The sequence below is a fragment of the Flavobacterium sp. ACAM 123 genome, assembly GCF_000264055.1.
GTDB lineage: Bacteria > Bacteroidota > Bacteroidia > Flavobacteriales > Flavobacteriaceae > Flavobacterium.
Window position 1 is genome coordinate 1 of sequence record NZ_AJXL01000132.1, and the last position, 8,609, is coordinate 8,609.

General features: G+C 34.5%; 11 protein-coding genes. All 11 read right to left on the reverse strand.

Translation table 11 applies throughout. The features are described from left to right. Window positions 1–199 (reverse strand): four helix bundle protein (locus A3SG_RS0116355; protein WP_016991083.1); only part of this gene is annotated, 199 nt, incomplete at its 3' end. Window positions 200–348: 149 nt separating this feature from the next. Further along, the gene (rfbB, locus tag A3SG_RS0116360; RefSeq protein ID WP_016991084.1) at window positions 349–1,395 is read right to left on the reverse strand and encodes a dTDP-glucose 4,6-dehydratase; all 1,047 of its coding nucleotides are present in this window, start codon (window positions 1,393–1,395) and stop codon (window positions 349–351) included. A gap of 375 nt (window positions 1,396–1,770) precedes the next feature. Continuing rightward, window positions 1,771–2,139, reverse strand: a complete 369-nt coding sequence (locus A3SG_RS0116370) for a helix-turn-helix domain-containing protein (protein WP_016991086.1) — start codon at window positions 2,137–2,139, stop codon at window positions 1,771–1,773. 5 nt (window positions 2,140–2,144) lie between these two features. Then, window positions 2,145–2,438 (reverse strand): type II toxin-antitoxin system HigB family toxin, encoded by a 294-nt coding sequence (locus A3SG_RS0116375; RefSeq protein WP_016991087.1) that lies wholly within the window; start codon window positions 2,436–2,438, stop codon window positions 2,145–2,147. A gap of 264 nt (window positions 2,439–2,702) precedes the next feature. Continuing rightward, window positions 2,703–3,560 (reverse strand): dTDP-4-dehydrorhamnose reductase, encoded by an 858-nt coding sequence (rfbD, locus tag A3SG_RS0116380; protein WP_016991088.1) that lies wholly within the window; start codon window positions 3,558–3,560, stop codon window positions 2,703–2,705. 687 nt (window positions 3,561–4,247) lie between these two features. Further along, window positions 4,248–4,796: a dTDP-4-dehydrorhamnose 3,5-epimerase gene (gene rfbC, locus A3SG_RS0116385; RefSeq protein WP_016991089.1), complete on the reverse strand. Its 549-nt coding sequence runs from the start codon at window positions 4,794–4,796 to the stop codon at window positions 4,248–4,250. Between the two features lie 123 nt (window positions 4,797–4,919). After that, on the reverse strand, window positions 4,920–5,822 hold the full coding sequence (locus A3SG_RS0116390) for an NAD-dependent epimerase/dehydratase family protein (RefSeq protein WP_016991090.1): 903 nt from the start codon (window positions 5,820–5,822) through the stop codon (window positions 4,920–4,922). Further along, window positions 5,822–6,625, reverse strand: coding sequence for a glycosyltransferase family 2 protein (locus tag A3SG_RS0116395; protein ID WP_016991091.1), 804 nt, complete (start codon window positions 6,623–6,625; stop codon window positions 5,822–5,824). The genes A3SG_RS0116390 and A3SG_RS0116395 overlap by 1 nt, the downstream gene beginning before the upstream one ends. 16 nt (window positions 6,626–6,641) lie before the next feature. Continuing rightward, on the reverse strand, window positions 6,642–7,457 hold the full coding sequence (locus tag A3SG_RS0116400) for a 2OG-Fe(II) oxygenase (RefSeq protein ID WP_016991092.1): 816 nt from the start codon (window positions 7,455–7,457) through the stop codon (window positions 6,642–6,644). 10 nt (window positions 7,458–7,467) lie between these two features. Next, entirely contained in the window at window positions 7,468–8,058 is a 591-nt protein-coding gene (locus tag A3SG_RS0116405; RefSeq protein WP_016991093.1) for a DapH/DapD/GlmU-related protein, read from the reverse strand. 7 nt (window positions 8,059–8,065) lie between these two features. After that, window positions 8,066–8,593 carry a glycosyltransferase gene (locus A3SG_RS20200; protein ID WP_083832486.1) on the reverse strand — a complete coding sequence of 176 codons (528 nt, stop codon included), beginning with the start codon at window positions 8,591–8,593 and terminating at the stop codon, window positions 8,066–8,068. Between the last annotated feature and the right edge of the window lie 16 nt (window positions 8,594–8,609).

An 8,609-nucleotide genomic window follows, 5' to 3' on the forward strand; every position in this document is an offset into this window, starting at 1 on the left:
AAAAAAATTGTATAAATTCTTTGTCGCCTTTTCTACCTGCTCCTTCAGCAATATTACTCGGAATAGAAACTACTGCTCTCTTGATTTGGCTTGATAATCCGTATTTTTCGTCCGATGGAAAATTTTTTGTTAATGCATAAATATCTTCTGCAAGTAACATAGATTGTTTCCAAACATCTAAATCTTTATGATCTTTCATACTTCAGTGTGATTTTAATTTTAATTTCCTCAACTGCTCGTCTAACTATAATTATTTTTATTATAAAATAAAGTAGAGGAACTTAAATACATATCTTGCAAACCGAATTACGATTTACAAATCACGATTTTCGATTTTCGAATCACGAATTACTTATACTGCTTCTCGTAATAACCAGCATATTCCCCAGAGGTGATATTATTCAGCCAAGTTTGATTTTCCAAATACCAAGTTACGGTTCTCTCCAATCCTTCCTCAAAAGTAACCGAAGGCTTCCACCCTAATTCAGTGTTTATTTTGCTAGCATCAATGGCATAGCGTAAATCATGACCTGGACGGTCTTTTACATAAGAAATTAATTGTTCCGATGTTCCTACTTCACGGCCCAACTTCTCATCCATGATTTTACACAACAACTTCACTAAATCTATATTTTGCCATTCGTTAAAACCACCGATATTATAAGTATCATGATTCACCCCTTCGTGAAAAACCAAATCAATTGCAACTGCATGATCTTCTACGAACAACCAGTCACGTGTATATTTCCCATCGCCATAAACGGGTAATGGTTTGTTTTGGATGATATTATTAATAAACAGCGGAATCAATTTTTCCGGAAAATGAAAAGGCCCATAATTATTAGAACAATTGGTCAAAACATAAGGCAAGCCATAGGTTTCTCCATAAGCCCTAACAAAGTGGTCTGAGCTCGCTTTCGAAGCCGAATAAGGCGAATTAGGATCATAAGCTGTAGTCTCGGTAAACAAACCTTCAGCACCAAGGCTTCCATAAACCTCATCGGTGCTAATATGGTAAAAACGTTTCCCTTTCATATCATCTTTCCAAATCGATTTAGCAGCATTCAATAAATTCATAGTCCCAATAACATTCGTTTTTACAAAAGATAAGGGATCTGTAATGGAACGATCCACATGCGATTCGGCGGCAAGATGCACTACTCCTTCAAATTGATGCTCCACAAAAAGCGCATCAATAAAATCCGCATCAACGATGTCTCCTTTAATGAACGTATAATTAGGCGCGTTTTCAATATCTACAATATTCTCTAAATTCCCTGCATACGTAAGCGCATCCAAATTGAATATTTGATACTCTGCATAGTTGTTTACAAAACGTCTTACCACATGCGAACCTATGAATCCAGCTCCTCCAGTTATTAGTATTTTTTTCATTTCTATTTTAATTTTATAGATTGTCTTCTTTATTTGTTGTGTTTAGCCTTGAGGCAAATCACGCACCCAATTTTCGGCTCCCTTTAGGTCCCGAAAGCTTTCGGGAGGGAAAAACTAAAATTTTGATGCTTTTTTACTGCCCATGTTCTAAAAAAATAAGATAAGTTTCTTTTTTGTTTGCCCCAACCCCAAAGGGAGCAAAAAAGAAATTCAAAATCCGATTTCTAACCTCATTGACTTTATTCAAAATCACATCCAAAATTCTCGGCTCCCTTTAGGGATGGGGAAAAACGAAAATTTTCACATCCCAAATTTTCGGCTCCCTTTAGTCCCGACGCTTCGGTAGGGAAAAACGGAAATTTTTACCTTTACCCTCTAATTAACACCCAAAACAATCATAGGGTCAATATCTAATTTTTGACTTATATCTCTTGCGATTTTTAAAGGCGGTTCGCTTTTACCTGTCAAATATTCGCTAACTCTTGAAGTGCTAACTCCCAATAGTTCCGATAAACGTTTTTGATTTAAACCACGCTCATACATCCGCAATTTCATGGCTTCAATAAGAGTAGGTGCTTTTATAGGTTCGTTGGCTTCTTCGTAATCGGCGAGTAAATCGGCGAGTAAATCCAATTCAATAAAATTTTTATCGTCGCTAGCTGTATTGTTATCAACAAGGACTAACAAGTCGTCAATGCGGTTGCTTAATGCTATGTACTCTTTTTTTGTTTGTATTGTTCTCATAGTTTCTAAATGTTTGAACAGTCTATTTTATCATATTGCGAATGGGTACCAATAAATCGGATATAGACTTTGCTTGAAGCGAAAATGATAATAGCTACAAGTCTATTGTCATTACCCTTTATATTGAACACATAGCGATTATTGCCTACATAATCAACACTATTAAAGGTTTGCTTAATATCATTTAAAGTATTCCAATCGCTTCTTTTGACTTTAAAATACCAGTCTCTCAAAGCAACATCGGAACTGGAGTGTTTTTCTGTAAATTCTTTAATTTTTGTAAACGTTACGATTCGCATTTGCTTATAAGTCTAAATCGGTTACAAAGATATAATATTTTTGATTTACAAAACTTAATTACACAAAACAATATTATCGTGAAGCTATTAATTATTTTTGATCCCGGTTGGTACAGAGATAATAGGTTAAGACAGGGCAAAACTAAAAATTTTCACACCGTGTTTTACTACTCTTGTTCAAACATAATAAGATAAGTTTCTTTTTTGTTTGCCCCTCCCGAAAGCTTTCGGGAGGGGAAAAACGAAAATTCCCACTTCTAACCGCTAATCTTTCAATAACCCCATACACCTTCTCAAACTCACATTGTAATCAGGTACTTCGACACCAAAAGTGCTTTCTATTTTTTCCTTGTTCAATAAAGAATAAGCTGGACGTTTCGCGGGTGTAGGATAAGATGAAGAAGGAATTCCGGCAATAACACAATCAAAACCACCTATTTCTTGTATCGCCAAAGCAAATTCGTACCAACTGATTTCTCCTGCATTAGAAAAATTATAAATACCAGCATGCCAATTAGCATGATTTATAATTATAATAATCGCTTGCGCCAAATCTGCTGCATAAGTTGGAGAACCTATTTGATCATTGACCACATTCAAACTATCTCTTTCTTGCATTAAGCGAGACATCGTTTTGACAAAATTATTTCCAAAACTAGAATAAACCCATGAAGTTCTAATTATGATTGCCTCAGGATTAGTAGTCAAACAAAGTTGTTCTCCTAATAATTTGGTAGCACCGTATACATTGATTGGATTCGTTGGGGCGCTCTCATTTAAAGCGACTTCCGAATTCCCATCAAAAACATAATCGGTAGAAACATGAATTAATTTGGCATTATTGGAGGCCGACCAGCTGGCCAAAACCCCCACAGCCAAATGGTTGATCGTGTTAGCCAACCCTTCTTCTGATTCCGCTTTGTCCACTGCAGTATAAGCAGCACAATTAATGATAATATCAGCATGAAATAAATCCAATTGATTTTCTAAAACGGATAAGTCACCTAAAGAAACTTGCGTTCTATCAGCAAAAATCCATACAAATCTAGAATAATTTTCAGACAACACTCTTAATTCTGAACCTAGTTGACCTGATGCGCCTGTTACTAGTATTTTTTTCATAAAACTCAATTTGTTTATATCAACTGTAGCAGCACTCCTTTTACATCGCTATTAATGTTCAACATACATAACAAAAAAGCTGTTTTTGTTTACTGCACATTACAAAAAAAGGAAAATTCCAATAATCAGAAACCGATAACTGATAACCTTAAATCTCCACCTCCCTTTAAGCTCGTGAAAAATTACGCTCTCGATTTTCGACTCCCTTTAGGGTCGGGGAAAAACGAAAATTTCCACACACCCAATTTTCGGCTCCCTTTAGGGTCGGGGTAAAACGAAAATTTTCACACACCCCAATTTTCGACTCCCTTTAGGGTCGGGGTAAAACGAAAATTTCCACACACCCAATTTTCGGCTCCCTTTAGGGTCGGGGTAAAACGAAAATTTTCACACATCCCAATTTTCGGCTCCCTTTAGGGTCGGGGTAAAACGAAAATTTCCACACACCCTCTAATTTTCGGCTCCCTTTAGGCTCGTAAAAAATCACGCTCTCGATTTTCGACTCCCTTTAGGGCAGGGGAAAAACGAAAATCTTCACCTCCCTTTAGTCCCGAAAGCTTTCGGGAGGGGAAAAACAAAAATTATCACCCCTAACTTAAAACTAAACACCTAATTCCAAAGTCCCCCTATGAAATTCTAAATTCCAATAATCAAAACCAGATAACCGATAACAGACAACCGACAACTCTAAAACTCCCAGTCAATCCCATCAAAACCCGGCAAAATCATATCTTTCTCTGAAACAATAACTTCATTTGCCTCCACTTGCCAATCAATATTTAACGTAGCATCATCATAGCGAATCCCTCTTTCACTTTCTTTATGATAGACTTGATCTACTTTATATAGTACGGAAGCAGTTTCACTCAATACCGAAAACCCATGTGCAAAACCAGGAGGCACCATCAATTGTTTTTTATTCTCTGCACTTAGTACAACTGAAAAATGTTGGCCGTATGTTGATGAATTTTTGCGTAAATCTACCGCTACATCTAGAATTTCTCCTTGCAAAACGCGTACTAGCTTGGCTTGTGCAAAAGGATTAATTTGTAAATGCAAGCCACGAATCACTCCTCGTTTAGAAAACGACTGATTGTCTTGTATGAAGTCATACATAATGCCATTCTCGTTAAATTTAACTTTATTGTAAGCTTCAAAAAAATAACCGCGTTCATCTTGGAATACGGTTGGATTGATGATTACTAAATCTTTTATTGTAGTTTTTTCTATTGTCATGCTGTTATAAAAATTGGATTCGAGATAGGAGCATCTCTCTTTCGTTATTAGTAATTATTCTTTTATAGATTCCGCATTGCAAATCTTTGTGCACTTTACGAAAAACCGTAGCGCAAGTTGCGGTTAAAAACTTTTTTTAAATGATTCAAAAGTTCGTAATAAACCCTCTTGAGCTCTTACTGGTAAGTCCTTACCCATAGCAGCAACAATCTTAGTATTACTAACCACATAATTCTCTGTGAGTTTCTGCAACCGTTCCGTATTGTGTGGTAAGCGCAAAGTGTCACCTACTTTAGCTATTTTTTTGATCAAAGAAGATGGAATATTCCAAATTCTATTTTTCTTCTCCAGACTCTTTCCTAACAATGCTATCAACTGGTTAGTAGAAAGCGCCTCGTCATCAGCTATATTATAAATCCCCGAAGGAATAGTTGTATTGTCTAATAATTCTTTGATCACAAAGCAAAGGTTTTCAATACTTAGAAAAGAACGTTTATTTTCAAAATTGCCCAGTGGCCAGGGCAATCCTCTACTAACTAAATTATACAATAAATTTAAATTCCCTTTGTTTCCCGGACCGTGAATCATGCAAGGTCTTAGAATATAAACTCTCTTTGCAGAGGGTAGATCTATGGATAAAATATACTCCTCTGCTTGACGTTTAGCAATACCATAATGCGTTGTTGGATTAGGAATAGATTCTTCGGTCAAAACGCCATCCACTTTATCAGCGACAGCTTTAACGGTGCTCATAAATATAAAAATAGATGCTTCTGATTGTAAGAAAGCATCAAACAATTGCTTGGTCAACTCGTAATTAGCGTCATAATAATCCTGAGGTTTAGACACCTTTTTTAGATCGTGTGCTTTCCCTGCAAGATGAATGATTGCATCACCCCTTAAATCAAATTGTTGATTAGAAATGTAGCGAACACTTAAAGGCTTAATCTTAAAATTTTCGTTGAAATAATCTCTAAGATTAACACCTACAAAGCCTGAAACTCCTGTGATTAGTACTTGTTTCATTATTTAAATTGCGATAATGCATTCTTATTAATAACCCGCCTTTCATTATCAAAGAACCACCCCCATTTATTGAAATAAGTAATTGCAGATTTAATAAATATTTTAAACAACTTACTGCTCTTATTGGCACCAGATTCGTATCCGTGATAAATAGACACTTTGGGAAAGTAAATAGTTTTATATTTTACATGCATTCTCCTTGACAAATCCCAATCTTCAAAATACATAAAAAATTTATCATCATACATTCCTATTTTTTGTATTGCCTTTAAGTTTAATAATGTAAAACAACCCGACAAAATTGGAGCGTTATAAATCTTATCCTCATCTACAAATCTCAATTCATATTTGTCAATAAATTGTTGATAATACATCTTTGGTCTTTTTAGTTTACGCAATAAAATACTGAAAGGACTTGGAAAAAGTTTGGGCAAATTTTGCACACTCCCATCTAAATTAAGAATCTGTGGCATCATCATACCTATTTGAGGATCTAATGCCATGTACGTGACCATTGGAATAATAACCTCCCCTTCAAAGTAAACATCAGGGTTCACTATAAAATGGTATTTTGATCCCATCTCTATAGCTTTTAAAATAGCAACATTATGTGCTGCACCAAATCCTGGATTACAAGGATTATGAATATATTGAACATTAGAAAAACTTACTAACGTGGATAACTCATCAGTTGGTGAATTATCGACAATCATTAAGCTATTAATATCTCTTAAACATTTTACTAATTTAACAATTTCCGATAAGTCACTTTTATATAAAACAATTGATGCCGAAACATTCATATTTACCTCTTAAAAATTATTTTTTATAAATATGTTTCGTTTTGACTACCCTTTTCCCCGTTAATTGGCGAATCGTTTGTCTTAAGAAAGCATCAATTCTTAAAAAAATATTTTTAACAGGTTCCTCGGGTCTACCATAAAATGAGGTTACATGAAAATACTCATTTAATTCAGCGGGTCTCTGTGAAAAATAATAGTTTGAAACACAACATCTTTTTCCGTCGGAAATAACCTTACTTACAGAATGAATTGAAGTTTTGTTAGTAATCATTAAAACTAAACGATTAAATTTTGAATGAACAATTCGCTGAGGATTTCCCATCCCTTTGTCCCATAACTCTAAATTACCACCACTGTTAATATCCCAGTCTGGAGTACAATAGTACAGCAAATTCAATACCCGATAATTCTCTCTATCGTTATCATGCGAATTATCAAGGTGAGGATTTAAAAAATTTCCGTGTGCCATTAAGCTTATACCTCCTGCATATAAATGTTCATCAGGAATCATCTCTTTAAGTCCTGTTATTTCTTCTACGATTTTTACAATTCTATTATCTTGAAAAGCAAAAACAACTTCTTCTAATATTGGATTATACAAATCCATTTGAGCAGCGATTCTTTTGTTTTCTCGCAGTGATTTATAAGCAGTCATTTCTTCTGGAGTAGGATATCCTCTATAAATTTCAAGAGCTACTTCCTCATGAAATAAATCATCTACTATACAAGAGTTAATTCTACCGCTTTGATTAAATTCACTTTTAAGTATTTCTTTTTGAGCAGCTAATTTTTCAAGTATTAAATCTGCTAAATATTCTCTTGTAATCTTCATATCAAATCAGTTATATTTTTTTCCATTTGTTTTGTTCAAAATCAAATTGTTTAACCACCCTTGCTGGAGAACCGACAGCGATACTGTATGCAGGAATGCTTTTTGTAACTACAGATAATGCTCCGATGATGCAGCCCTCACCAATTGAAACGCCTGGCAAAACACATACAGATTCACCAATCCAAACATTATCGCCAATCACCACTGGTTTACAAATAGGTTTTCTATCCAGTGGAAGACTCATCGGATGATCACTTATCCCTTCATCATAACTACCATGATTATGATCAGATATATAAATTTTACTAGCCATTAAAACATTATTACCAATTTTAATAGAACCAACTGCTCCTATGTGGACGTAATCATTAAGCTGTACGTTCTCTCCAATCTCAATACAAGAAGTGTAAGAATCATTAAGAGGAAATGCTTCGATCCTGCACCCTACTCCAGTTGTAAAACTCTTTCCAATTATAATATTCCTTTTATTTCTAATATCAAAAGGAAGTCTAATTAATCGTGCATTAGGATAAACTATCTTGGTATATATCAAGGATATAAAAAGTCGAAACGAACCTAATAAACCATATCTTTCGTACATATTTTAATTAATTTAATAACTTAGAAAATAATTGCGCCCACGAATTAACAATTGGATCAGGGTAATTAATAAAATTAGTCTCATCATAGACAACAGCCACCTCTTCAATTTGTTTTCTCATTTGCCTAACTAGATCAGCGGCATTTGTTGGGTTAAAAAAACAAACTTTGTCATACTTACTCACAGTTTCTTTTGCATAAGGTAAATCTGAGACTATCATCGGTTTTCCAAATTGTTTAAATTCGCTTATTGGCAAACCCCAAGTTTCTAATTTTGATGGAAAAATCAAACAATCAATCTGATCATAATAACGATAAACTTGCTCTCTCGAAATAAGCCCAATAAATTTTATGTTTGGATGCCCTCCAAATTTTCTCACTATTTCTTCAGCGTATTTATTTTCACTTCCGTCAATTGTAATAATCATCTCATAATTAAAAATCCCTAAGGTACTTAAAACAGTAACTGCATGCCCAATTACCTCAATATTTTTAAATGGTCTAGGAAAGGTGGGAAAAAAAAAGAAGTTTTTTATTTATTATATTGTCGGA